This is a genomic window from Novosphingobium sp. 11B (assembly GCF_054589055.1).
Window position 1 is genome coordinate 6,966 of record NZ_BAAILP010000310.1, and the last position, 3,237, is coordinate 10,202.

General features: G+C 64.0%; 4 protein-coding genes. 3 read left to right on the forward strand and 1 reads right to left on the reverse strand.

The genetic code is table 11. The features are described 5' to 3' along the window. Positions 1-565: TetR/AcrR family transcriptional regulator (locus ACYPYD_RS26285; RefSeq protein WP_459666597.1), on the reverse strand; the 565-nt coding region annotated here is incomplete at its 3' end. A 244-nt stretch (positions 566-809) separates the two neighbouring features. On the opposite strand from ACYPYD_RS26285, the gene ACYPYD_RS26290 reads away from it, so the two are divergent. From ACYPYD_RS26290 to ACYPYD_RS26300, 3 genes are read left to right on the forward strand one after another with little or no spacing between them, the layout of a single operon-like run. Continuing rightward, on the forward strand, positions 810-1,352 hold the full coding sequence (locus tag ACYPYD_RS26290; RefSeq protein ID WP_069707521.1) for a nuclear transport factor 2 family protein: 543 nt from the start codon (positions 810-812) through the stop codon (positions 1,350-1,352). Between the two features lie 28 nt (positions 1,353-1,380). Continuing rightward, positions 1,381-2,706 carry an aromatic ring-hydroxylating oxygenase subunit alpha gene (locus ACYPYD_RS26295; protein ID WP_069707522.1) on the forward strand — a complete coding sequence of 442 codons (1,326 nt, stop codon included), beginning with the start codon at positions 1,381-1,383 and terminating at the stop codon, positions 2,704-2,706. Next, positions 2,703-3,122 (forward strand): nuclear transport factor 2 family protein, encoded by a 420-nt coding sequence (locus ACYPYD_RS26300; RefSeq protein ID WP_459666599.1) that lies wholly within the window; start codon positions 2,703-2,705, stop codon positions 3,120-3,122. Before ACYPYD_RS26295 ends, ACYPYD_RS26300 begins: the two co-directional genes overlap by 4 nt. The last annotated feature ends 115 nt before the right edge of the window (positions 3,123-3,237 follow it).

Consider the following 3,237-nt stretch of genomic DNA (forward strand, 5'->3'; position numbering starts at 1 on the left):
AGTCGTGCGCGAGTTTCAGGTTGTCCCAGTCCTCCCGCCATTGTGGGAAGGCCTCGATCATCTCGCTTGCCCAGATGGCGTCGTAGCGGCGCGCGGCGGGTTCGAAGATCGCCGCCAGTTCCGCGTCGGTGCGGGCCGCGACGGCCAGTTCGAGCCATGCCGCATAGTCCCGCGTCTGGACCGAGCGCCAGTGGGCATCGCAGGCCAGTTCGATCATCGGCTCGTCGGTGCGGCGCGAAACCGCGTCGAAGTAGTCGGCGAGGAACGTGCGCATCCGGTGGTAGACGACCTGATCGACGACGGCGGACACGAGTTCCATTCTGGTCTGGAAGTGATGGTGCATCGTCCCGCGCGACACCTCGCTGGCGCTCGCCACCGCGGCGGTGGTAAGGCCGGGGTAGCCGCTCTCCACGAGGCAGTCGATCGCTCCGGAAACCAGCCGCTCGCGCATCATCGCGCTCTTGCGTTGTTGCCACTTTTCGGGGACGCCATTCTCCGGCAGGCGGGCATGCAGTTCGGGCATGAGCGCGTTGAGCATCCGGTCCTGCAGTGCCTCGGCCTTCATCGTCCTTCCCCCGTATCCCTTTGTTTCCCTGCGCTATCAGCGGGTTCGCCCGAACCTATCCTAAGTCGCAGGTTAGCAGATGCGCCGGAGCGTAGCATAAAAACCGGCAGTTGAGCCGGTTTATTTATCGCCGGCCGCACTCAAGGCCAGAGGCGCGCAAGAAAACAGACGCGCCCTGTCCGGGAACGGGAGAGTGAAAGGCCATGCCCAGCGCACGCGAGCAATCTGTCCGGAGTCCTGCCTCTTGGACACTCTGACGACCACCCGCTTCGACCTCGAGGCTGAAGTCCGCGACCTCGCTGCGCGGCGCGACATCGCCGATGCGGCGGCGCGCTACATGCGCGGTCTCGACCGGCTGGAACCGGACCTGCAGCGCAGCGCCTTCCATGACGACGCCGTCGTCGACTGCGGCCTGATGAAGGGCAGCGCCGACGAATTCGTGGCCTTCGCGCAAGGCTTCCTCGCCGACATGAACGCCACGCACCACCTGCTTGGTCAGTCGCGCATCGCCGTCGACGGGGATGGCGCTACCGGCGAGTGGTACTTCCAGGCGTGGCACTCGGTTTCGAGCGAGGACGGGGGCGTGCGCGACCTGTTCATCTCGGGCCGCTACCTCGACACTTATGCCTGCCGCGACGGCGAATGGCGCATCGTCACCCGCACGTTGGTGACCGACTGGGTCAAGGACGATCCGGGCACCCTCGACTTCTTCGCCGCCAATCCGGAAGCCCCGCGCGGCGGCCGGGCCGGCACCGATCCCAGCCAGTCCAATTCTGGCCAACGATAACAGCGATAACCACAGGATACCTGAAGCCATGAACATCCATACCAAGGTTTCCCGCTACTCGCAGGAATTCGATCCGCCGGTGCGCGGCGATACCATCACCGCCGACCGCTACACCACTAAGGAGTGGATGGACGGCGAGATGAAGAACCTTTGGCCCAAGGTCTGGCACCTTGGCGGGTTGCTGGCGGAACTGGAGGAGCCGGGTGACATCATCCGCCACAACTTCGCCAAAGAATCCGTCATCATGGTCAAGCAGGAAGACGACTCGATCAAGGCGTTCTACAACTCCTGCCCGCACCGGGGTAACCGGCTCGTGCTGGGCGAGATGGCCAGCGTGCCGCGCATCGTCTGCGGCTATCACAACTGGACCTTCGACCTCGACGGCACCCTCGCCAAAGTGCAGGACCCCGACGATTTCGAAGGCGGCACGCCCTGCGGCAAGGTCCACCTTTCCGAACTGCGCTGCGAGACATGGGGCCCGTTCGTGTTCTGGTGCATGGACGACGACGTCGCCCCGCTGCACGAATGGCTCGAACCGTTCCCCGAGCGCCTTAAGGGCTACGGAATCGAGAACTGGGTGCGGGTGCTCAACGTCTCGGCCGATGCGGACTTCAACTGGAAGATCATCCGCGACAACTTCAACGAGAGCTATCACCTCCCGACGATCCACCCCGAACTGGCGACCTTCATCAACGACGGCCTGCCCGACACCCTGTTCGAGATGTACCCCTCGGGCCACAACTCGATGTGGATGAAGGGCCATCAGGCGACCACCCGCGTCGATTACCACACCTCCGAAGTGCCCGCTCCGCTGGGCGAGGCAGCGCGGGCGTGGGGCATCGATCCCGAGGAATACAACGGCCGCACGGGTGATCTGCGCGAAGCGATCATCGAGGCGAAGCGCCGCCTCGGTCCGGGCCGGGGCTACACCAATTACGACAACATGAGCGACCAGCAGCTGGTGGACTATTTCCACTGCACTCTGTTCCCCAACCTGACGCTCACCATGAGCCCCGAGCAGTTGCAGGTCCTGCGCACCGAGCCGCACCCGACCGATCCGGAAAAGTGCGTGTTCCAGCACTGGTGCCTCTATCCGCCGGTCGAGGGCATGAAGGAGGTCTTCACCCCGCTCGGCATGTTGCCGCTGCAGCATGACGCGGTGGCGCGCCATTCGGTTTACGGCGACGGCGTTTCGGTGGGCTACGTGGCCGATCAGGACCTGTCGATCGGCACCAGCCAGCAACAGGGCCTGAACTCCCGCGGGTTCAAGGGCTGCATCCTGCCGGGTCAGGAAAAGCGTATCCAGCGCTTCCACGAACTGCTCAACGATTACGTGAAGGGTGCGTCAGAATGATCGCCTGCCCCATCGAGGATCGTCTGGCGATCCAGGACCTGCTTGTGTCCTATGCCCATGCCGTCGACAGCCTGCACGACCTCGACGGCATCTGCGCCGTCTTCGTGGAGGACGCGGTGTTCGACCTGTCGGGCATCGGTTTTCCCAGCCTCAATGGACACGGCGAGATCCGCAAGTTCTTCGAGGACACCTTCGCGGCGATGTCGGCCCATGCGCATTACCTGACGAACTTCGCGATCACCGCCTACGATGGCGATACCGCGTCGATCCGCGCCTATGTGATCGGCATGGGCAAGTACAAGGCAGGCGGCGGGATCACCGTCAACGGGCGCTACTACTTCGACGTCGTGCGCACGCCCGAGGGCTGGAAGGCCAAGCGCTACACGATGGATTTCCTGATCCCGATCGAGGGGTGACGTCGTCCCGGACTTGATCCGGGGCCGCTGGCTGTCTTTAGATGCGTGCTCGCCGCGAAGCACCCTGCCGATGGTTCGGTGGTTCACGGCCAGCGGTCCCGGATCAAGTCCGGGA